The sequence below is a fragment of the Nitrospirota bacterium genome, from assembly GCA_035873375.1.
Taxonomy (GTDB): Bacteria; Nitrospirota; Thermodesulfovibrionia; order Thermodesulfovibrionales; family JdFR-85; genus BMS3Bbin07.
The window spans coordinates 1-22,412 of record JAYWMQ010000026.1; the positions used below are offsets into that span (position 1 = coordinate 1).

Genomic DNA, 22,412 nt, shown 5'->3' on the forward strand with positions numbered 1-22,412 from the left:
TGCCTATTTGCGCTTCCTCTTTGAAGAACTGCCCGGTGCCAATACAGAGGAAGATTACAGGGCTCTTCTGCCCCAGTACGTTAATCGTGGCTCCATCGTCCTTCTTGGTTAATCACGTGGGGTTTATTTGACGCTTACGTTGTAATCGCATTTTTTCTTATCGCTGCTTTTTAATGACCCTTTAGTAGACAGAGAGACAGGGGTCATAGACAGCAGGTCTACACATTTCACAGATTCAATCTCTTGCTGATAGAATTTATCTTTTTTCTAAGCTTCCTATCATTGTCTAATGTCAGTTTAAACCTGTGGCTTGCCTGAGATACAGCAGACTCACCAATGCCGAAATAACTCCCGATTTCCTTCAGTGTCCTTCTGCTATACCTGTGGCAGAGATATAGACTTGCTTTCCTGGAAAGTACCGGATCCTCTTCCATTACCACTTTTACCTCATTGGATATTTCTTCAATCGTTGGCCCGGTGGTTAGCTCTGCTAATGCTGGTAGATTGCGGTCAACCTTTTTGCCGTCGAGATACCTATCCTTTATTTCATCAACAAAATTAATCCTTCCAAGAATAGTTGAAGCCACTGTCTCTTCTAATGGACTTACGTACTTCCTGTTAACAAAGGCATTTGCAAATTTACGGTATCTCTTCTGCGCTGTGGATACCTTTTTGCCAAAATAGTCCAAAATAAAATCCGTCTTAAGCCACTGAGGTTTCTTTCCGTGACCAATATAGTATTGGTAACTTGACCATTGGTATTCTTCCGGCACTTCTACCATGCCGGCCCTGACTGGATTTAAATGAATATAACGGGAGAGCTCTCCTGCATATTCATCAGCATCTACTACAATTGCCTTATACCTCCCCTGAAATAGATGCCCATCCCTTTGTCGCCTGGTGTTAAAGTATGTTGTATATGCACCGTTTATATGCCGCATTATCTGTGACAGGTTACCTAAGGGTGTTTCTAATAAGAGATGATAATGGTTGGTCATCAAACAATAGACATGTATTACTGCTCCATATCGCTCGGTAGAGGATGCCAAATAGGATAGAAACTTCTCCCTGTCCCTTGCACTTTTGAATATGTTCTTTCGGTCGTTACCCCTCGATGTAATATGGTAAAACGCACCAAGATATTCTATCCGCAAGGGCCTTGCCATTTAGTATTTTTACACAGCCCCTTACATTTTGTCAAGTGTGTAGACCTGACCCCTCTTGACCCCCTTTTGAACACGCCTATATCGGCGGCGGATATGATTCAAGTTCTGGGTTTCAGTTGCCTCTTAACAGCGGCTCTTTTGAACGGGTAGTCCAGGGCGCCCAGGCCATGGGTCACAAAGTTTCAGTTGCCTCTTAACAGCGGCTCTTTTGAACGATGGAGGGCAAACAAACAAAAATGCGAGGGCGTTTCAGTTGCCTCTTAACAGCGGCTCTTTTGAACTCTTGACAGAACCGACGGTAAGAGATTCTCAAATGCTGGTTTCAGTTGCCTCTTAACAGCGGCTCTTTTGAACGAAGACAAGTACTCGGTCAATAAGAGGAAGGCGTATGTTTCAGTTGCCTCTTAACAGCGGCTCTTTTGAACACCCGGTATGTATGTTTACGGCGCGCCATCCAGCGGCGGTTTCAGTTGCCTCTTAACAGCGGCTCTTTTGAACAAGAAACCAGTCTCCGTATTCGGAGTTGGTTTGTGTTTCAGTTGCCTCTTAACAGCGGCTCTTTTGAACATGAATACAGGATTTGAGGATATATTGATGTTGCGGTTTCAGTTGCCTCTTAACAGCGGCTCTTTTGAACCTAAGGGATTTAGTAGATGCCGGCGTTAAGGTAAGTATTAGTTTCAGTTGCCTCTTAACAGCGGCTCTTTTGAACTAGAAGTTATGGTAGAGGATCAGGGCTATGACCTCAAATGTTTCAGTTGCCTCTTAACAGCGGCTCTTTTGAACCCTCCCTCTGTAAACCCTTGATACATAAGCCTCTACAGAGCAATTCCCGCCTGTCTAAAATTTCTCCCTCCATTTCCCTCAAAATTGTACCACAAAACAGCCTTAAAGTTGTCAAAGAACCAGTGTTTGCAACGCCCGCCTGAGAGAATTTATAAAAAACACCCTTTTTCTCTTTAATTTCCCCCTGTTACTCACCTGTTGTTAAACTCTTACCTTATATTCGTATTTCTCAGGCGGTAATTAAGCGGTATCTTCCGAATCCGCTTGTTGTATGCTGCCTCTCCATTATACATTATACTGGGATAACTGAGGACAGTAAATGCACTTGTTGCCTTGAATATGACCCCGGCAATTTAAATGTGCAGGCATTGCGTTTTAATAAGGACTGTGGTCAAAGATTACCATATCTCCCGTTACAGTTTTCATAGTACACAACACGTCCCGGAAGTTCGTCCCTCACAGCCATATCCCCTTCTCTGGTCAGATCATAAAGTAATCGTTATTCCTGTATATAAGCTGCACTCCATCTACTGTTGTTTTCCCGGAGTCTTTTTTGCATAGATAATAAAATCTGATATGGTCAACGGTTACATCGATCATGGTCTCAAGGGATGCCTTGAGTGCATCAATCTGATCCGGATCAAGGTAGCATTCGAATATACTCTTCTGAACCCTCATGCCATAGTTTTCCAGTTCAGAAGATACCTGCTCTCTCCTTTTGTCATCTGTGATATCGTATGTTACAACCATAAACATAACTATATTATAAAAAACCGGTCATCATCACTTATACTGCCGGTTCCCCTGTATTCGATCTTTCCGAAACATGCGTTGCAGAGGGGATAAAACCTTACACTATCCGCATCCTTATCGATTTTAGAGAGAATTTTATCCCTGAGCATTCTATATTGCACATCCGATATATCACAATCAAACACACTGAACTGTACCCTCTTTCCAAATCCTTCCAGGGTTTTCTGAACCTCTCTTCTGCGGCCATCATCACTTATGTCATAACATACCATGTAAAACATTGTCATTTAATCATCATCGGTTCATACTTTTCCAGATTCCCTTCAATTACCTGTCGCAGTCCCTGTACCTGAAGGTCGATACACCGCCTGTAATCAACATGATGTCCTGTGGGAGTATGAGAAATGGAACTATTCATTTTATTTTCAAAGGCCCTTATAAATACCTTTCTTGCATCCCCCTTCAGAAGACAAGGGGAACCACTGCCATGTGGCAAAAGAAAATCTTTTTTCTTAATACTGCCCCTCAGGATCAGGCTGATCACGACAGCATCCACAACCGGAGCCCTGAACTCCTCCAGTATATCGGATACAAGAGCCGGATGTCCATTTCTCAACTTGTGCAAAAACCCAATATATGGATGCAGGCCGTGCATTCGGACCATGGCAAAAATGTTATAAAAAAGCAGGGTATATCCATAACTCAGCAGACTGTTTACAGGGTCAGGGGGAGGCTGTTTCTGTCTTTTCCTGAAATTCCAGTCGTCTCCCAGCAAGGTCCTCAGCGCTGAAAAATACATTGCAGATGCAGCGCCTTCAACTCCCATAAGTTCATCACGCATGACCACGCTGGATATCTTGTTAAGCATAAGATTCATTTTCTGCACATCGGGCTCAAAACGCATGTGCCTTCTCTTTCTGCCATACCTCTGGATTATAACCTTTGAATTGTTAATCTTTGCCTTTATAATTGCCTTTCCTGTCTCAAGTGACAGGGCCTCGTTATCGGCCATCTCAAACTGTCTTTTATGCAAGGCGACATTCGTTATTTTAAAGGAGCTGATCTCGCCGAAATATCTGCCCCTGCTTGAAAGGAGAATAACCGGGATGTCTTTTTCAAGGCAAAACTTCATCGCCTGGGTCGTCAACTGGACATTCCCGAAAACAAGCACCTGGTCGACCTTTATGGCGGGAATTACCTTTATCTCCACCCTGTCCTTCAATATCCTGAACCGTTCATCTTCCTTGGCAAGCACGGAGCCCTGCTCCAAAAGATAAAGGGTCCTCAAAAAGGGGTTTTTAGAGGCAGACGGCTCTATCTCCGGTCTCTCCTGGAAAAAAGAATCAAGATTGTCTTCTTCAGACTCATTAATCGCGTCTTTAAACGCCTTTGCCATTACAGTATCCGGCAAATCCGGTATCCAGGGGGGTATTACTGTTTTTTTCCTTTCAGATATTTCAGATATTATTGGGGGCCTGACAGGTTCTTTTTCAATTTCCAGTTTAGCTTCATAGATCGGCCTGAAAATCATTGATCGCAGGAATTCCACTCCAAGATATTTAAAGCCATCATTGAAATGAACAAGCCGTGTTTTATCATGATGAAGACTCAGCTTCAATTTTTTTAAGGCATCCTCTGTAAGCTCAAGTGCATCTTCAGCATCCGGCCTCTCCTTGCACAGGATAATAAAGTCATCAGCAAACCTGACATGTTTATACCTGGCGTTCATTAATGTTTCATCAAAAACATCAAGATACAGGTTGGACAACAGTGGAGATACCGGAGAACCCTGCGGAACACCCTTTGTCAGCCTTGTCCTGTGCCCCCTGTATACAACTTCCGCCTTCAACCACATACTTATCAGGTGCAGGACCCTTTCGTCACTGATATATCTACTGATTTCTCTTAACAGGATCTCATGGTCAATCTCGTCAAAATACGCGGTTATATCAGCATCCACGACCCACAAATATCCCCGGTTCCTGTAGTCAATAATCTTTTGTACGGCCTTCTTTACAGACATTCCCTTCCTGTATGCAAAGCTGCATTCTTCAAACTCCCTGTCCAGGATCGGCGTGAGCACCATCGCAGCGGATGTTTGCACCACGCGATCCCTTACCGCCGGGATTGAGAGCCACCTTGTCCCACCGTCATCCTTCGGTATGCCGACCTTCAGCAACGCCTCAGGTTTATACTCGCCATCCAGGAGGTTTTTTCTTAGGAACATGAGCGTCTCATTCAGGGATAGAGAGAACTCTTCGATAGTGACATTGTCCACTCCCGGTCCCCCGGCATTTTCCTCCACCCTGTCAAAGGCCCTGAGGAGATTGGAATAAGAACATATTTCCTCAAAAAGGCTCATGTCACCCTCCACTAAAAAGGATTTCCCCAAAAAGTTGCCTCCTGTCTCTGTTGCCAGCTTGCCAGCCTGATAGCTTGTTAGCTTAGATTTGTTGCCTTTTATCAACGGCTCTTTTGAACGAAAGGGAGGCGTGATGGGAAAGCTTGAGGTGTTGGAGTTTCAGTTGCCTTTTATCAACGGCTCTTTTGAACACAATTCAACCCTCGTCTATACTGTCCCAAATAAATCGGAGTTTCAGTTGCCTTTTATCAACGGCTCTTTTGAACATTAATAAAGTTTTATTCCGCAAGGATGAAGTTAGGTAAGTGTTTCAGTTGCCTTTTATCAACGGCTCTTTTGAACTAAAAGTGATCGGGACGCGGTAAGGAAAGCGATGGTGGGTTTCAGTTGCCTTTTATCAACGGCTCTTTTGAACTTCAGGCCGGGATTGCAGCACATGCAGTGTTGCAGTTTCAGTTGCCTTTTATCAACGGCTCTTTTGAACTTGTCATGAGTGACGAGAGGCAGGTAGCCGTAGCGTTTCAGTTGCCTCTTAACAACGGCTCTTTTGAACTCTGTGTGGAAAGAGAAGGCTTTCCATACAGAAAGTTTCAGTTGCCTCTTAACAACGGCTCTTTTGAACAAGATGACAAGAGACGAAAAGGATAAACTAATGTTTCAGTTTCAGTTGCCTCTTAACAACGGCTCTTTTGAACACCGCGTCAAGCCGAACGTAAGAAGGTATGTCGGAATAAAGTTTCAGTTGCCTCTTAACAACGGCTCTTTTGAACACAAAGGGTTGAGTTATTAGTCGGCAAACATGAGCATACGGGTTTCAGTTGCCTCTTAACAACGGCTCTTTTGAACAATTGATGTTGTCGTGACAATAGCAACATCTTATTAGTTTCAGTTGCCTCTTAACAACGGCTCTTTTGAACGTTTTTGCAGTTTTGTTTATCTTGGCTTTTATTATCTGTTTCAGTTGCCTCTTAACAACGGCTCTTTTGAACGGCGAAGGACCGTGAGGTCCGGGTACAGAACCGAAGTTTCAGTTGCCTCTTAACAACGGCTCTTTTGAACTCGGGATCGGCATGGCAAAAAGCCAGCCGTTTATAGTTTCAGTTGCCTCTTAACAACGGCTCTTTTGAACGCTCTCGCGGTCTTAGGGTTCGTGGCTTTATGTTTGTTTCAGTTGCCTCTTAACAACGGCTCTTTTGAACCAAAATTGTGGGTCCGACCGAGCTCGGGGCCATCCTGTTTCAGTTGCCTCTTAACAACGGCTCTTTTGAACGATGAGATAATGGGTCTGATCAGCATATTCAGGCCAAGTTTCAGTTGCCTCTTAACAACGGCTCTTTTGAACAACCGGCGTTGGTCTCGACCATGGAGACCGTGGGGAAGGTTTCAGTTGCCTCTTAACAACGGCTCTTTTGAACCCTCCCTCTGTAAACCCTTGATACATAAGGCTCTACAGGGCAATTCCCGCCTGTCTAAAATTTCTCTCTCCATTTCCCTTAAAATTGTACCAAAAACAGCCTTAAAGTTGTCAAAGAACCAGTGTTTGCAACGCCCGCCTGAGAGAATTTATAAAAAACAGGCATTTTCTCTTTAAATTTCCCCAGTTACTCGCCTATTATTAAACTTTTACCTTATATTCGTATTTCTCAGGCGGCATTAAGCGGTATCTTCCGAATCCGCTTGTTGTATGCTGCCCTACTCCGAGCACCTCTCCCAGCTTCAAAAAAGGATAAAACCGGCCTATCTCTCCATTATACCTTATTATCCCTAATTGTCCACCGATTTTCAGGGATTTATGCTGTCTTGAGGAAAATCTGTTAAAATCCCGCCATTCCGTATATGCTTTTGTTTCAATCTTACCGGCCAAGGTAAAGAGGTCCTGTTTTTCGGGCTCGATCCTCTCCTTGTCAAAGCCCTTGCCATTACAGTAAAGGTTGTTAAGGTTTATAATCCTCTTTATTAAAAGTCTGAAAAAGGTCTCAAAAGAGAGATTACAATAATTAAGCCCACTTATCCCCTCTCTTATTTTTAGCGGGGTAAGTAACTCAATACTGCATTGGTCAACAGTCATGGCCTCTTCCTCAAAAAACGCAGAAGCATCAATCGAGTCCTCTGCCACCACGGATTTCACACGAAACCTCCCCCTCCTGCTGCCTATACCCGCTCTGCCCATCTCTTCAACAGTCATTATAAACTTATCCACATGCCCTGCTGCCTCACCTATAAGCACCATATCGAGTTGCAGCCTCTCACCTGTTTCATATCCCTTTTTGCCGTCAAGCCTGGGAAGCATCACGTATGGAAGCGGCCTGTCCGTAAAGAAATACCTGTAATAAAGACAGCCTGCACACATATCGCATTCATCACAAGCAGTCTTGTCCCACCTGCAAAGACATGCCAGATTCCTCAATGCCTCCCCAAAACCACCCCGCCACCGATCACCCTTGACCTCATCAGGGCCAAGATGGATCTTTTCAAGTGGAAACAGGGTAAATTCAACCTTTAAAGCCCTGAACCCTGAAAGGGTCTGCTTAAGATAACTTGTTCCCGGCTGTGTTGTTGATTGTTGGTTCATTGGTTGTGATGTTTCCGTATTCATTTCAATTCAAACACTCTCATCTACGAGACGGCTCCGTAAATGTCTCCTGTTGTTGGAAGACACTACAGTTCTTTTAAATCAATACGGACTATGATCAAATATCAGTATATCTCCGGTTACAGGACTTCTGTATATCAGTTTTTTCACCTTCCCATGCAAGGCATGTGCAACCCTCAGGTAGAGCCATACAGGAGCCCTTCCAGTAAGGATGACTTCATTTCCATTACCTGCCATCTCTTCAGCCTTTCGGATATACGAGTCAAGATCAGCGAGTTTGGCAGTCTCAGTAAAAAAGGTGCTAAGGTCAATAACTATCATCGTTCCCTCGGGCTATTTGATCAAGTGACACCAGAACTCATAATTACCCTTTTGATTTTTATGATAGAGCTTGACAGGCCTCCAGTTATCAAACATAGCACCAATTAATGTTCCTGCCTGGATTGGCCCAGCAATAAAAAGATGTATCTCTGTTGCGTCCTGTGCTTCAAGCTGCCTTCTTTTCACTCTTAACGTATTGATAAAATCTTCTATAGTTTCAGGACTAAGTCCATTCATATTGAGTTCTTCAACAGGCATTTTCTCCCATTCACCGCCTTTGCTTCTTAAAAACCTCTCAACGTCTCCCTTTATGGAGTCAGTTGTGGGCAGTAAAGAAACGGCAAGAGCGTATGGATTTATCGTCTTTATGTCTTTGTGATAGTCAACGAGTTCCTTGAAATTCTCTATTTTGGGGGATGTACCGGCAATCTCCTGCAACCGTTTATTTTGCCGCCGGAGTTTTATCCATATGAGGACAGAAAACAATGCAGCAATCAGTCCGGTTACAACGCTGATTTTGTCCAGCGCATCAAATATAGGTTCAATAATCTCCATCAGTTAGTTCCTGAGAGGAGATTTTATTTTCATCAATATCATAGAGGCTCTGTGATGGTCTCCTTCTCCCAGAAAACCTGGATGAAGATGCCTATGAAAAGAGCGGCTGAACTGAAGAAAAAAGTATTCTTAAGAACAGGCACGATGTTGTTTAAGCTAAACTCTCCTACCAAGAGACTATAATACTGGGCAGCAAAGGTCGGATCAACCGATATACGTCCCACTACAGCACAGGATGTTAATGAAAGCAAAAAACTCATAACATATCCCTTAACCCCAACGTTTAATGCCCTCTTTGAGGCTTTTTTCTTGTCAGAAATTATGTTGTAACATTCATATGTTAAATATAAAACAGTAATTGCAAACAACCCTATGTTTAAAGAAAAAACAGAGAGAAGACTCCATAAACCTAAAGTGTCAGGGAAAAGTTTATGTGGAAAGTTCCACCCCTCTTGTCCTGTCATCAAAGCTAAGAGACCTATGATTATCGCTACCAGCAGACGCGGGTAAAATAATTTGAGTTTATCCCAGCAATCAAAAGGTTTTAATATTTGTCGTGCCATTTTACCATTGTATCTTCTTAAATACCAGTCTGCTATTACCTTGAGATATATCTTTTGTGGTTGGTCTAAAAAAAAAGAGTCTATGTTGCAACTTTGCAGGACTGAAGTCATCTTATTTTTAGATCCTCTCTTAACAATACAGTTTTTAACTTCTTCTTCTCTGTCAATCCCCCTGAGAACAAGATAGTGTTCAACATCAGGATCTCTTCTTGTATTCAGACATAAACTGAGCCACACAAATCTTGTGACCTCGTTTACTTCTTTAGAAAAGTTTCTATTTAAAATCCACTTGATATGGGATAATTCATATTTGAGTATGTGAACCTGATCAGTGAAAAGCTTTATTTCACGTTCAATAATTTCTAATTTTTCTTTGTTCTGCTTATTATTATCAATTTCTTTAAAAACATTTTCAAGTCTTCCTGCTCTACTTAATTCAAGAGCCTTCCTGATATTATCTGTTTCTTTATCACTCATAATGCACCACCAATAAATGCTTCACTTGCATTGCCATTTTCCTCAATAATTATTTTTCTCAATTTCTGATAATCAATAAGGAACAATCCATCACTCTCTTCATGCATATAAAAAATATACATATTTTTCTGAATGGAAAGAACAGTCGTCAGTGGAATTACTCCTTTCAGTCCACCAGTAACGTTGAAATAAGCCATCCGATGAGGAAAATTACCTCTTACGTCCTTTATAGTTTCTTCAAGATTTGACAAGGCATTAATAAATTGTGTTTCATTGCCTCCTGGACTCAATCCATCAATCCTAACAATTCCTACCCCGCCGCCATTATTCATAATGAAATAGTTTTTCATACCTGCAATCTGCTGATCATCAGTTGTTGTCAAAGGAAAAGAAGCAGTATCGTCAAAATATCTCCTAACAATTGCCTGTGCGTTAATATGAGCACAGACCTCACTTTTTTTATCTTCTGAATGAAGTAGTACAATCCAGTCACAGTTATCCAATGGATGTCTCTCGTTGAAGGCAATAAGACTTGCCATTTCAGCAGTAAGGTTAAATCTGTCACTTAAAGAAGCAGCTATCATGGCATTAGATATGTCATTCTCAATATCCGGACTACTTGTTTCTACTTCAACAGCGTTCTTTAGCCTATTTGTATCAGCATTATTAAAACTTTTACTTGCATCAAAAACCGATGTGCCAACTGTCATCAGGATAAGCTTTTCCATAATGCCTCCTGTTTAAAGGTTGCAGATATACATCTTTGAATTATCGCTAAACTCACCAACGATTACTTCCAGTGATTGTCCCCTTTTTAGCTCTATGCCTTTTGATTCATATTTATCTTTGCTTAAATATCCCTTCTTGTTATCCGGTAAATTAAGGACAGTCCCGAATTCTTTTACTTCAACAACTGTGGCCTTTGCTTTTCCCTGTAACTTCTCAGTTTTCTTAGTTGGTGGTGTTCGGGGTCTGTCAAGTATGCCATCAGATGGGAGAGGCACATTTTTGTTGGCTGAGAACCACTTCTGGCCTGGATATTTAATTTGTAACGGACCTGGACTACCATTATTATTCCGACTTTTATCTAACCTCAACAGGTCTTTTAATTTTAAATTTCGTGACAGGGCTAATGCCTTGCCGTTCTCATATGATTTTGTTAAACCTTGAATATGCTTTTCTAACGCCTCTCCTTCAAACACCTTAGCACTGCCCAGACTTGAATAACGATCCTTCGAATTCAGTTCTTTTAACCTTATAATTCTCATTTCACAGCTTCCGAGACCGAGCGGCTTTCCCATACCGAGTTTGTGTCCAAGATCATTTTCAAGTTCAATGCTTTGAAGCAGGAGTCCGAGCTCTTTATCGGTCAGGGAGTTATACTGAATCTCAAACTCGAACTCCGAGGCTTCAGGCACAACCTCAATCCTTATTTCACCAGTCGTAGGTAGATTCGCTTTTTTATGATGATAATAGAATTTTCTGCCTTTGATCTTGTTATTGTCAAAATAAAATATCCTGTGTCTAAGTGGATTGGGACTGCTAAGAGAGTGTTCATTTTTAAGATAAACCTCTCTTGTCATTTTTTTTGTATCATTTGTATCAATAGAAACAGCATCCATTACCTTTATCTTACCGGCAAAGCTAAATGTCTCTTCTTCATCGTTAATCTTATAACTTTTTACAGTTGTACCAAATATCCTGCAGGCAACACATAATCCATGATCTTTATCACATTTTTCAATAAGAATATTGTCCAATGAACCGCTTAAATCACCTGATATCATAGATATACACGAATTGGATATGGCCTCTGCTGTTGCCCTGAGGAGTCCTTTCAGGCTGGAACCGTATATGCCCGTCCTGCCACCAACCTTCATAAATTTTCTATTGCCATCTCCTACAAGTGCGTCGGTCAGGAATGTGAGCTTTACGGTAAGCACCCCGCTCTTGCCACCATATCTGACAGCTTCCTCTCTTGCCACATTTTCTTCATCAATTCCTGCAAAATTATAGGGGTTTATAAACATCTTCATTCCTCCTTTAACCCTACATAACGGTGGACAGTACCTTTATCAGAGGATAGGGAATACTCCTTTACAATCAGTTTCAGCCTGCCTCTTATTTTAGTGGCATTGACGGGGTAGTTTAAGATTCTTGGAATTCGTTGTTCGTACCAGTCATCCGTTGTATTACCACTCTTTTCGATGTTTTCTCCCCAGAGATATATCTCTCTTTCACGAACAGGGTTTATTTCTTCAGGGTTAAGTTTTTCAGCAACTCCACCATTCTCGGAAATTATAACTACATGGAACCCATTTCTCCGTTTTAGCCATCTGAGTTCAACATTTTCTCCGAATAGCCGTCCCCTGTCCCAGTCAAACAGATTGCCAATACTGTTAATTTCTGACTTTTTGATAAATCGTATATCATCAGGTTTTTCCAGTATGGCAAACTTATAGTCAATATCTGATGCAAGTTTTGAGACTTCCGACTCGTTACAACCTTTTTTATTTCCTATCAGTGGCATCTTAACTCTCCAGGGTTAAAGCTGATTCAAGTGCTTTATTCCACTCAGGTGCAACATCCTTTATAAACTGAGGTACGTCCGTTATCTCATAATCCTTACGTATGGAAAGGTTTTCATCTGCAAGGGGATTCAGGTATTCCTTTTTACCAAGATTGCCGGGAATAAAACAGTATTTATCGATATCAATCGGTGAAGACAAAGCGCCTACATCCTTTATCTCACCTGCTGGATTGATATTACCCAAATAGGTTAATTTAATGGATATTCTCTCTCCGAGTGTTTTTCCATACCCCTTTGTAGTACCAAACCCAACTGATATATACCCATCCATAAGGTCCTGAAATACATATGCCAGAAGACCAAGCTGCCAGAGTTCAAAGTTTCTGATTCTGACTTTTACTTCTGCTTTGCAGTTTTCAAGTAACTGGAATCTGAAATTAGCGCCACTTTTCACAGCACCAGTAACCCGGTCTATACCAATGCCGTCCCTTATGATTACTTTCTTTTCAGTTATCTCCGCATCTCCTATCTCAATTCTGCTTCCTGATGCAGTTGAGCCGAAGAGTTTGCAGACAAGGCATGAATCTTTATAAGGTGTAAGTGGTTTTGACTTTTCAAGTCTATTTGAACAACTGAGTTTTTTATCAAAGGGATCGCAGCAAATAGTATAATTGTCTTTACCATCAAGAAAGGTTTTTGCGATTTTCTCGGTATGACTCCTGAAAACACCTCGCAGGGAGGTTCCAGGCATATAATGATTTAAAGAGTTATAATTTTTAGTTTTGATTGCGTTACCAAACACATCGTCATTATCTGTACATATAAAAACAGCATCAGGATATTCTTTCTTCCTGCTTTCCAGATTCATTTCCTTGACAAAAGCATTCTTCTCATATCTTCCATCCTTGATTAACCATGGACTGTCTGACTTGAGACTGATGGTCATGTTACATTCATTTATCATCTTCTTGAGCATCTCATACCTCCAGGAATTTATTGAGATGACTTGTTATGAGAGAAATCTTTCCGTTAGTTGAATATCCTGATTCCAAGTATGAGTTAATGTCAGTAAAATAGCGTGATACTGTGGGTGAATTCAGCATGCATCTTCCAAGACCTGCAGCAGCATTCCCCCCGACCCATAACTCTCCTCTTATTAATTCATTCAATCCGATAGACAAAACAGCCATGTCAGCCTCGTCAACATTCTCCACAATCATCTCGAAATGAAATTGTGCATCTTTTTCAGCTACTTCGTAATCAAATTTTGCACCGTCAACCGCTGTTTCGGTATCACGGTCAATACCGACTCCATCCCTCTTCACAACTGAAGGAGTGGTTCCTGAAACAGGATAAAGGTCGGTAAATCTAACCTTTGATATATTAAAAGTGCTTCCAAAGACCTTGCAGACACCACAAAGTTTGCTGTCAAGTTCAGCAATGATTCCATCCTCATCTATTTGGTTAGCTTCTATTTTCTTTAAAAGATTGTCCTTCTCCTTCTTGTTCCCGGCAAGACAGATTTTCGAAGTGGAATCTTCAAATAAAATACAGGATGTTAATTTTGTGTTGCCCAGTGAGGCAAGTATTCTTTCGACAGTGCTTCTAAATGCCCCTCGCAAAGATGAACCGGGGATATAGACAGTACCATTCATGGTTCGTATAAATGGACTGTCTGTTTCAGGATTAGCCTTTCCAGAAGAAATACTCATTGGAGTAAGCAACTCAAGTTCACCAGTTATGATATATCTGTTATCCAGCCTGTCCATCCTTATTGACTTTTCCGACATATCAATTCACCTCCTTCAAGGTAGAAACTCAGTTTTTTCGCTTTGCCGTTAATATCCAATTTTGCATTCTCTATCCTGTAAATTAGAAGTATTGCAGAAAAAAGAGCCTTGAGGTACTTAAGTTTTGCCAGTTCAAAGGTTTCATTATCCGTGTCTTCTTTCTCTTTGTCTTTCAGACCTTCTCTCAAAAAAGACGTATTTGAGTTGATTGCAAATGTATAATCTCCAAAAAATTTCTCTCTATCAACAGATTCAATCTTCTCTATGATTATATCTGCAAGCATTTTCCCTTCACACTCAAGCGCCCACCCAGTCTTCTTATCCTGATTTTTATCTCTCTGTTTTGTTAAGAATTTTTTCACCTCAGATAATAGGGCATTTAAATCTCCAGCATCCTGTATCAATGATCCGAGGGTATTCATCTGCGTTTGAGAAGGAATATCGCTCTTCTTCCTCAAATATGTTTGGTAGAAATCAAAGGCATTCTTTGATATCTTCTCCTGATATACCTGAATGTTTTTCTCTACAATCATGGAAAGTGCGCCAATCATTCTTTCATCTCCTCATAAAATTCAAGATGGAACTTATTACATATACTTACCTGTCCAAATCCCTCAGTGACTCTCTCTCCGATAAACTCCGGAATTTTTTGCAACTCTGATGCAATCTGTGTTTTAACCTCATCAGATAAGGAGTTGCTGCTCTTGAAAACAAATACAGAGCCTTTCTCTATCGTAACAACATCCTCCTTGGGAAGTGAAACATTAGGTGCGCTGTTCCAGCCTGATATCTTTCTCGTGCCTGAAATCCAGAAATCAAGTTTAAAGTTATTTAAAATGTTGCTGTCAACTGAAAGATATTCAAGTAATGTATCCAATGTTAATTTACTGCAATACCTGAGATATTTATCAAAAATAATCATGTCTGAAAGCAGGGTAATCGAAAAATAGGTGTGTTTGTCTCCAATGAGACAGTTAAATCTATCAAACCTCTCGTTAAGGTTGTCTGTTGAGGACTTGTTCTCTACAAAGACCTTGCAATGGCCCTGTCCCCTGCTTCGTGCCGTTCCAATCCTCATTTCCCTGCTATTAAGAAATTCCAGGACTTTGTCCTTTAAGCCATTTTCAACATGTAGCCTTCCTGCGAAAAAACTTCCCTCATTGATTGCCTCCATGGAGAACAGTTCACCATGTGCGGCAGTTTCTCTCGTGGGGTTGATGGCTGTCCTGGCTATAAGCCTTTTAGGTACTTCTATCTTTTTAAAATAGCCTTTCTCCTTTTTATAAAATCCCCTAAAATTATCCATAGGTGCCTTACATTGAGAACAGTACTCAAGACCTTCCATATCATTTTTCAGCCATGGTATTACCATATCCTTTACTCCATGTGCATCCGGTACAAACCCTGAACTATATTTACAGGAAAGGGCAGAGAGCGGCAACAGTTCGCTCTCATTATAGTAGAGATTTCCAAATATACACTTCCCTGAAAGGAATATCTCCTTAAACAGGTTGTCCTGCATTGGATCTGAAATACCCTTTTCCTTAATATAAGCCGATGCAAGGACGCCTCTTACAACCGTTGCCGGTATATAGTCAACTGTATATATCTCATTAATGGATGTATAACTGCATGAAATTGTAACAGGTGACAGGACCTCAAGTCTTAATTTCATTAATCACCTCCACCTCTATACCATCATCTGTGAGCCTTCCAACACCTCTTCCTTTATTTCCGCCCAGGTGGGTTATCAATCTAATCGCATTAATGAGTTCCTTCATATCGTTATCCGATATATCCCCTATGATCCTTGATTGAAATTCAAGCCCTTCAAGTGGCAGTTCGGTAATATGTAGTCCCCCCTTAAGAGCAGTCAGCCTTTTTCTGGTTATCGGTGTGCTGGCAAATCCTGTTGTGTCAAGATTAAACGGAAAACCTTCCTCTTTTCTTATAAGTGCACGGAAGAACTTCTTCTGCTTATCTGTATGCTTAGAGTCGGTAAAAACAAGAGGACTTGCTACAAATGGAGAGCCAAAAAGCCTGCACATGATACATAGGTGTGACCTGTCCTTACATATTTCGTCACTGCAGAAACTTTTTCCTGTAGAACGTAATAATTTTTGCATATGCGCCCTTATCCGCCCCTTTATGCTTGACCCGGGAATATATAAAAAACCACTTCCGTCCCGAAGCATTGTATCATCAAAGATTCCAGCATATCCGAACCCGCTTTTTATGATATAGGGTGTTTTGAACCTGAAGTTGAGCCTTATTTCTTTCATATCTTTACCTCAGGGGATATAAAATCATAGAGTTCCACAATGTCCAGAAAGGGTGTGTAAAACTCCGAACCCTCTTTCTTCCATGGCATGAAATCAAGATTGAAATCTTTGTCAATTGAGAATATTACATCCAAGACATCCCCGTTGCCCTTCAATCTTGAAAGCAGTTGACAGAATTCAAGTACAGATTGTGCTTTATCCTTCAAAAGTATCTCTCTGATAACCTTTAACTTCGATCCCGGCATACCTGCACGCTTCAAGCTCTGAATGAAAGACAGAAGTCTTTTGATCTCATCTGTTCTGTAAGGTTTCAGAGTAAGATTCATCTTAGTCCCTTCATATGACTTATATATGTAATCTTCCTTCCATGCATTGGGTCTCAGCATACTTCCCTTAACAATCATAAAGTTTATCATGGAGTCTGACTGAGTCCCTGTCTTTTCCTTCCAGCCTTTCTCTTTTGCTGCCTTAAGGAGCGATTCGGAGAGCCTGAGTAACGACTTGACAGGATATGTTGAGTGTGATATAACCAGACCTACAGATGTGGTTATATCATTTGGATCTTTATCATTTCTGCTTTTATCCTGGAATTTATCACAGAATTTAACAGCAACTGGAAGTGCCATATTACCAGGAACGACCATAATAAGGTCATCTCCCCCTGCAAGGATAAACTCCATAGGATATTTGTTGGATGAGCCAAAACACTCCATTGCGGTCTCTACTGCGGATTCCTTAGTCGTCCTGTCAAGCATATCACTGAAGCGCCGATATTCATTTTCACTTTTTATCTGCTTGAGTTTCTCCCCTACCTGGTTACCATCGGCGTATATAAAGCCGATATAATTTGAAGGTGTGGATGCAGCTCCAATCTCCGATAGATCCTTAGGAAAGGCTGCATTGCCGTCTTTTTCAAAAAAATATGAATAGATGCTTCTTCTCCCTTTCGTGACTGACCTTATATTGTATTTTGTCTTCTTTTCTTTTTCCCCTTCGAGTATCTTTTTTAAACATGAAGGACAAATAAATGTATTCGATTCATAGTCTTTCTCAGCCTTCCGGATGCCACAGTGAGTACAGAACTTCAGGAATGGGCTTGAAATCAAGTCATGAATTTTATCATTTGAAAGTTTTTTATCTTTGAGTTTTCTATATAACTCGTCTCTAACCTCTGTGAATTCTCTTGCATTATAAGACGCCCAGACACATGTTATAGTACCAGTCTCTGTCAGCTCATAAAACTTATTCTTGATCTGATTAATAAACCTTTCCACCTCATCATCGGAAGTATTTGCTGCCCTTATCAGTGATGTTCCACCATTACTGAATATCACCTGAAACTTAAAACTCTCTGTGCAAGAAGGAATCTCATGGAGAACAAGTTCATCTATAAGGGCACTTGCCCCTGTTATCTCTTTCAGTTTATTGGTAGCAAACACATAGTCGTGAATCTTGTCAGTATCCAATAAAATCAAATATTTTTCGTTAGAATCCGGCATAGTAACCTCTCGTACTTTTTGTGTTTCCTGAGTCTGTTATATTTGTATCTTCCCTATCCCGGCATCATAACCGCCCAGAAAAAGACATCTTTCGTGATCTGCTTTTCATCTATATTCTTAACTGTTCGTCTATTTCCCTCATGTTCATTTCCTGAACCTTCACTTTCCTTCTCTCAAATACCACCCTAAGGGTCTCTTATACCCTTTAAGACAACCGCTGCCTTTCCGTCTACTGCCAAGCTAAAAATAGTCGTACCATTACTAAAAACTCTTCCTTCAGGTATCTGTTTTACATTCATTAGGTTTTAGGTTTATTGATACTTGATCCTGAGTTAAAATACAGATTCAAGCATACACCAAAATACCACCACTGTCAAGGAAAAATAACTGTCTGTCGTTGGTAAACCCTTTATCTGCGCCCCTTCAGGGTTTCAGTTGCCTTTTATCAACGGCTCTTTTGAACTGGCTTTTGCCTTTGTGCTATCCACCTCCACGGGCAGGGGGATGTTTCAGTTGCCTTTTATCAACGGCTCTTTTGAACCCACCCCCTGTAAACCCTTGATACACAAGCCTCTACAGGGCAATTCCCGCCTGTCTAAATTTTCTCTCTTCATTTTCCTCAAAATTGCAGCATAAACAGCCTTAAAGTTGTCAAAGAACCAGTGTTTTCAACGCCCGCCTGAGAGGTTGACTGCAAAATCAGTATGAGACTTTTAATAAAGCCGCCTCTTAAGAAACTTTACGAGGATGCCGGCTGAATGCCCAACGATTCCTGATTGGGGAGCTTCATTTAAGGCCACTCCCTGGCATGATGAAGAACTCTCAATATTTGAATGGAAGGGGTTTTAACACGATAAACCAGAATGAAAGGAGTGCCTGATACAATGAGTTCTCTTGTTCCTGCTACACGCCCCGGTCTACCCATATTAGGATGATCTAACAGATATTCTACCGCTTCCTGTACCCGTTCCGACATTCGCAATGCTGCCTCTGGATTGTCTGAAGCAATAAAATTTCCGGCTTCTTTCAGGTCTTTAATTCAGCAATGGCCTCTTCATGGCCGGCAAAATCCCCCCTGTCTGCTGCCTCTATGCCCTCCTTTTTATCAGCTTCTCAAGCTCAACTGCAAAGAATACCATTGATGACAGAGACAGGGTAATCAGGAGCTCAGCCGGGGTCAATGGTTTTGTCCTGAATATGGAGTTGAGGGGCGGTAAATAGACGGTTGCCATCTGCAGGAAGAAGCCGAGCAGTACGGCGCCTAACAGGGGTATGTTACTGAAAAGGCCGACTTTAAAGAGTGACTCCTTTTCCGACCTCATGGCCATGACTCCGGCAAGCTGGCTCAGACAGAGGACTGTGAAGACCATGGTCTGCCAGTGTGCCCCGGTTTTAATGCTCCATGCCTGTAGTGACAGGGTGATTGCAGCCATGAGAGTACCTGTCCACAGGACGCTTATGCCGAGTCCATGAGCAAATATACTCTCCTTTGGATGGCGGGGGGGCCTCTGCATTACATCTCCTTCCTCGGGTTCGACCGAAAGGGCAAGGGCAGGGAGGCCGTCGGTTATCAGGTTAATCCAGAGGATGTGTATGGGCAGGAGGGGCAGGGGGAGGCCGAGAAATGGTGCAAGAAAAACCGTCCAGACCTCTGCGGAGTTTGTTGCCAGCAGGTATTTTATGAATTTTCTTATGTTGTCGTATATCTTTCTGCCTTCCTTGATCGCCTTTACGATTGTTGCAAAATTGTCGTCAAGCAGTATCATGTGCGCTGCCTCTTTTGAGACATCCGTACCTGTAATGCCCATGGCAATGCCGATATCCGCCCTCTTCAGGGCAGGTGCGTCGTTGACTCCGTCTCCTGTCATGGCAACGAACTGGCCCCTGTCCTGAAGTGCCTTGACTATCTTTAACTTCTGCTCCGGGGCAACCCTTGCATAGACCCTTATGCCTTCAACCCGTGCTTCAAACTCCTCCAATGACAGGGCGTCAAGTTCCCTGCCCGTGATTATCGCCGTTGAGTCGTCTTCAAGGATGGCGAGCCTCTTTGCTATGGTCTTTGCCGTGAGCGGGTGGTCTCCTGTTATCATTACAGGGATTATCCCGGCGGCCTTGCAGAGCCTGACCGCCTCCTTTGCCTCTTCCCTTGGCGGATCGAGCATGCCTGTAAGGCCCAGAACAGTGAGACCTGTCTCTGCATTCCCCGGTGATATCTCTTCAGGGAGTTTTTCCCATTCTCTCATGGCAATCCCCAGCACCCTCAATCCCTCTGCGGCCATCCGTTCACTTACTCCGAGGATTTCCGCTGCATCTATATCCTTTACCCCCCTGGATGTCAGTATGTTGCTGGATTTTTCGATCAGTACATCAACCGCCCCCTTTGTAAAGGATATGAATTTGCCGTCACTCCATCTGTGAAAGGTGGTCATACACTTTCTTTCTGAATCAAAAGGGATCTCGGCAACCCTCGGAAAATCCTTCTGCAGGTCTTCTTTGTCAAACCCGTATTTTTTTGCAATGGAGTAAAGGGCCGCCTCTGTGGGGTCGCCGATAATATTGTTGTCAGCATCAGACCCGGCGTCGTTACTCAGTGCCAGGGCAATAAAGAACATATGCAGGGGAGTGCCTTCCGGCTGCACGTGCGGCTCTGTCCCTGCATTGGCATGTGGTGCAAGTTTCCCGTCAACATATATCTCCTCTACAGTCATCCTGTTCAGGGTGAGGGTGCCTGTCTTGTCAGAGCAGATGTATGTAACCGAGCCGAGGGTCTCTACTGCGGGGAGTTTTCTTATCAGGGCATTTTGTCTGACCATTTTTTTTGCCCCGAATGCAAGGGAGATGGTTACCACGGCAGGGAGTGCCTCCGGGATTGCTGCAACTGCAAGGGAGATTGCCGTGAGCAGCATCAGTACCGGAGACGCCCCTCGCAAAATGCCGGCTACAAAGACTATGGCGCATATTGCAAGGATGGCAACGGCAAGCCTTTGCCCAAACCTTGCAAGCCTCTTCTGAAGCGGTGTCTTTACCTCTTCCTCTTCCTGAAGCATGGCGGCGATCCTGCCGAGTTCCGTATTCATGCCTGTTGCTACAACCATTGCCAGCCCGCGGCCATAGGTAACGGACGTGCCCCGGTAAACCATGTTCTTCCTCTCCGCAAGCGGCGGCATCTCCTCATTCAGGGCTTTTGAGTGCTTTTCTACGGGAAGGGATTCCCCTGTCAGGGCTGATTCTTCCGTCTTTAGCCGGACTGCCTCCAGGAGCCTCATATCCGCCGGAACGATCTTTCCTGCCTCAAGTATTACAACATCCCCAGGGACAAGTTCAGAAGCCGGAATGTTTGCAGGCACTCCCTTCCTTATTACAGTTGCAGAGGGTGATGCCATCTTCTTCAGGGCTGCCATTGCCTTTTCAGCCCTGTACTCCTGGACGAAACCTATAACGGCATTAAGGATAACGATTACTGCTATGGCTATGGTGTCGGAAGCCTCACCGATAAACCCCGAGACAACAGCAGCGGCAATCAGTACGAGGATCATGAAATCCCTGAACTGGTCAATGAAGAGCATGAGGGGGGTCTTTTTCTTCTTTTCCCTCAGTTCGTTGGGGCCGTATTCAAGAAGCCGTTTACGGGCCTCTTCGTGGGAGAGCCCCTGGAGGGATGAGTTGAGCTGCTCGATGACCTCGCCTGTTTCTTTCCTGTGCCAGTCCATTTTATATGCTTGCATACAGCAGCATCAGGTTGATTATGTACACTATCAGTATTCCCAGGGAGTCCCATGCAAGAAAAAGGGGTTTTTTTGTTGAACGGTAGGTTAACCCTATGATGGCAATGGTTATCATGGTGATGGCTGAGAGGGCGGAGATTATATGGTTGGTATTGGTATAGGAAAGGATGGGTCCTTTGGTAAAGAAGATGTCGTCAATGGCAAGTATGAATATATTAAAGATATTGCTTCCAAAGAGGTTGCCGATCGCCAGGTCTACGGCATCTATCCTGAGGGCGGCCATGGAGACTACCACCTCGGGCAGGGATGTGGAGATGGCAATGAATATATTGCCTGTAAAGGTCTGTCCCAGCCCGGTTGTCTCCGCAATCCCCTTGCCGATCTCCGGCAGGAAGACCGCGGCAATAACAACTATCATTGCATTAATGCTGTAATGGATGATTGCGGTCCTGGTTGATATGCCTTCATATCTCAGTTCTACGGTCTCTTTCACAAAGGCAGCAATTTTTCTCTTTTCGTAATAAAAGAGCGTCCTCATCGCTACAAAATAGATGACTATTATCAGCAGGGTGTAAGGTCCGATCCACCCGATTGGATCGATAGCCTTCCCTGCAAAGAGACTCATTGTGACCAGTGCGATGAGAAGCAGTCCGAAGCCGGCAGAAAGAATGTGTCCCTGATGGGCCTTTGTCGAGATAGGCATTGGACGGTATACTGCATCGAGAATTGCAAGGATCAGCATGTTGAATACGCAGCTTCCGAAGATATCACCAACTGCAATATCCGGGGTGCCGGCATATGTAACGGAACTTATCCCTGTGACAAGCTCGGGAAGGGATGTGACTGAAGCGATAAGAACCAGGCCTACCCATGTCCTGCTGAGGCCTGTCTTCTCAGCAATTATATCTCCGTATTTTGAGAGTTTTGAACCTGAATAAACGATCAACAGTGTGCAAAGCAGAAAACCGGACCATAAGAGCATCTGTGTCTCCTAATTTTGTTTGCCGGGT

The 22,412-nt window shown here is 42.8% G+C and carries 20 protein-coding genes and 2 CRISPR repeat arrays; all 20 genes read right to left on the reverse strand.

Translation table 11 applies throughout. The features are described from left to right. Positions 1 to 227: 227 nt before the first annotated feature. Positions 228 to 1,166, reverse strand: coding sequence for a transposase (locus VST71_05595; protein MEC4685189.1), 939 nt, complete (start codon positions 1,164 to 1,166; stop codon positions 228 to 230). A gap of 109 nt (positions 1,167 to 1,275) precedes the next feature. After that, positions 1,276 to 1,952: a CRISPR direct-repeat array (repeat unit 35 nt; unit sequence GTTTCAGTTGCCTCTTAACAGCGGCTCTTTTGAAC). Positions 1,953 to 2,432: 480 nt separating this feature from the next. Next, on the reverse strand, positions 2,433 to 2,708 hold the full coding sequence (gene cas2, locus VST71_05600) for a CRISPR-associated endonuclease Cas2 (GenBank protein ID MEC4685190.1): 276 nt from the start codon (positions 2,706 to 2,708) through the stop codon (positions 2,433 to 2,435). 2 nt (positions 2,709 to 2,710) lie between these two features. Continuing rightward, positions 2,711 to 2,992, reverse strand: a complete 282-nt coding sequence (gene cas2, locus VST71_05605; protein ID MEC4685191.1) for a CRISPR-associated endonuclease Cas2 — start codon at positions 2,990 to 2,992, stop codon at positions 2,711 to 2,713. Next, complete coding sequence (gene ltrA, locus VST71_05610) at positions 2,989 to 5,067, reverse strand: group II intron reverse transcriptase/maturase (GenBank protein MEC4685192.1); 2,079 nt, start codon at positions 5,065 to 5,067, stop codon at positions 2,989 to 2,991. The genes cas2 (VST71_05605) and ltrA overlap by 4 nt, the downstream gene beginning before the upstream one ends. 84 nt (positions 5,068 to 5,151) lie before the next feature. Then, a CRISPR array of direct repeats spans positions 5,152 to 6,482; the repeat unit is 35 nt; unit sequence GTTTCAGTTGCCTCTTAACAACGGCTCTTTTGAAC. Positions 6,483 to 6,682: 200 nt separating this feature from the next. Then, positions 6,683 to 7,639, reverse strand: coding sequence for a CRISPR system precrRNA processing endoribonuclease RAMP protein Cas6 (gene cas6, locus VST71_05615; protein ID MEC4685193.1), 957 nt, complete (start codon positions 7,637 to 7,639; stop codon positions 6,683 to 6,685). A 102-nt stretch (positions 7,640 to 7,741) separates the two neighbouring features. Beyond that, positions 7,742 to 7,981 (reverse strand): CRISPR-associated protein Csx3, encoded by a 240-nt coding sequence (locus VST71_05620; protein MEC4685194.1) that lies wholly within the window; start codon positions 7,979 to 7,981, stop codon positions 7,742 to 7,744. 12 nt (positions 7,982 to 7,993) lie between these two features. Beyond that, a complete protein-coding gene (locus VST71_05625) occupies positions 7,994 to 8,419 on the reverse strand; it encodes an SAVED domain-containing protein (protein ID MEC4685195.1) in 426 nt (141 codons plus the stop codon). Positions 8,420 to 8,574: 155 nt separating this feature from the next. Continuing rightward, positions 8,575 to 9,576, reverse strand: coding sequence for a hypothetical protein (locus VST71_05630; GenBank protein ID MEC4685196.1), 1,002 nt, complete (start codon positions 9,574 to 9,576; stop codon positions 8,575 to 8,577). Continuing rightward, the gene (locus VST71_05635; GenBank protein MEC4685197.1) at positions 9,573 to 10,304 is read right to left on the reverse strand and encodes a hypothetical protein; all 732 of its coding nucleotides are present in this window, start codon (positions 10,302 to 10,304) and stop codon (positions 9,573 to 9,575) included. The genes VST71_05630 and VST71_05635 overlap by 4 nt, the downstream gene beginning before the upstream one ends. 12 nt (positions 10,305 to 10,316) lie before the next feature. Then, on the reverse strand, positions 10,317 to 11,612 hold the full coding sequence (locus VST71_05640; GenBank protein ID MEC4685198.1) for an RAMP superfamily CRISPR-associated protein: 1,296 nt from the start codon (positions 11,610 to 11,612) through the stop codon (positions 10,317 to 10,319). Then, positions 11,609 to 12,106 carry a CRISPR-associated protein Csx19 gene (gene csx19, locus VST71_05645; protein MEC4685199.1) on the reverse strand — a complete coding sequence of 166 codons (498 nt, stop codon included), beginning with the start codon at positions 12,104 to 12,106 and terminating at the stop codon, positions 11,609 to 11,611. Before csx19 ends, VST71_05640 begins: the two co-directional genes overlap by 4 nt. Before the next feature lies 1 nt (position 12,107). Then, positions 12,108 to 13,082 (reverse strand): RAMP superfamily CRISPR-associated protein, encoded by a 975-nt coding sequence (locus VST71_05650; protein ID MEC4685200.1) that lies wholly within the window; start codon positions 13,080 to 13,082, stop codon positions 12,108 to 12,110. A 1-nt stretch (position 13,083) separates the two neighbouring features. Next, complete coding sequence (gene csx7, locus VST71_05655) at positions 13,084 to 13,896, reverse strand: CRISPR-associated RAMP protein Csx7 (protein ID MEC4685201.1); 813 nt, start codon at positions 13,894 to 13,896, stop codon at positions 13,084 to 13,086. Then, complete coding sequence (locus VST71_05660) at positions 13,878 to 14,447, reverse strand: hypothetical protein (protein MEC4685202.1); 570 nt, start codon at positions 14,445 to 14,447, stop codon at positions 13,878 to 13,880. The genes csx7 and VST71_05660 overlap by 19 nt, the downstream gene beginning before the upstream one ends. Beyond that, positions 14,444 to 15,571 carry an RAMP superfamily CRISPR-associated protein gene (locus VST71_05665; GenBank protein ID MEC4685203.1) on the reverse strand — a complete coding sequence of 376 codons (1,128 nt, stop codon included), beginning with the start codon at positions 15,569 to 15,571 and terminating at the stop codon, positions 14,444 to 14,446. Before VST71_05665 ends, VST71_05660 begins: the two co-directional genes overlap by 4 nt. Further along, a complete protein-coding gene (locus VST71_05670; protein ID MEC4685204.1) occupies positions 15,555 to 16,178 on the reverse strand; it encodes an RAMP superfamily CRISPR-associated protein in 624 nt (207 codons plus the stop codon). Before VST71_05670 ends, VST71_05665 begins: the two co-directional genes overlap by 17 nt. Beyond that, positions 16,175 to 17,677, reverse strand: coding sequence for a hypothetical protein (locus VST71_05675; GenBank protein MEC4685205.1), 1,503 nt, complete (start codon positions 17,675 to 17,677; stop codon positions 16,175 to 16,177). Before VST71_05675 ends, VST71_05670 begins: the two co-directional genes overlap by 4 nt. A gap of 790 nt (positions 17,678 to 18,467) precedes the next feature. Then, a complete protein-coding gene (locus VST71_05680; GenBank protein MEC4685206.1) occupies positions 18,468 to 18,716 on the reverse strand; it encodes a type II toxin-antitoxin system RelE/ParE family toxin in 249 nt (82 codons plus the stop codon). A 49-nt stretch (positions 18,717 to 18,765) separates the two neighbouring features. After that, positions 18,766 to 21,387, reverse strand: coding sequence for a cation-translocating P-type ATPase (locus tag VST71_05685; GenBank protein MEC4685207.1), 2,622 nt, complete (start codon positions 21,385 to 21,387; stop codon positions 18,766 to 18,768). 1 nt (position 21,388) lies between these two features. After that, complete coding sequence (locus tag VST71_05690; GenBank protein ID MEC4685208.1) at positions 21,389 to 22,384, reverse strand: sodium:calcium antiporter; 996 nt, start codon at positions 22,382 to 22,384, stop codon at positions 21,389 to 21,391. Positions 22,385 to 22,412 lie beyond the last annotated feature (28 nt).